Below are 365 nucleotides of genomic sequence, written 5' to 3' on the forward strand. Positions count from 1 at the left end.
GCTATCTCATCAGAGCTTAATCTTTCAAATTCATATGCTCTTCGTTGCCATACTTGTATCTCAGCACCATGGATCCATACTATAACTTTTATTTTATCTATGAATTTTTCAAGTACACTCCACATATTTGAATCTATCATATGAACTAAGACTTTATCATAATGACCCATTTTTAAGGTGTTTTCTAAAAGAGTAGCATCACCACTTGCCACATCGATATCTTCAAATTCCCTATATATATTATTTGATTTATTTATTCTAAATATATCTACTAAAAGGTTTGAGTCTTTATAAGCTCTAATTCTACTATGTAAAAATCCATATTTATATAGATCATCATAACTTGGATACTGCTTTGTTAGAAC

At 29.0% G+C, this 365-nt stretch carries 1 protein-coding gene; it reads right to left on the reverse strand.

Translation table 11 applies throughout. From position 1 onward, the window contains the following. A partial coding sequence (locus CSUIS19072_RS08480) for a hypothetical protein (protein WP_337212286.1) occupies nt 1-365 on the reverse strand: 365 nt, incomplete at both ends.

Origin of the sequence: Campylobacter sp. RM19072 (genome assembly GCF_024723485.1) — a bacterium.
In the GTDB taxonomy this organism is placed as follows: Bacteria; Campylobacterota; Campylobacteria; order Campylobacterales; family Campylobacteraceae; genus Campylobacter; species Campylobacter porcelli.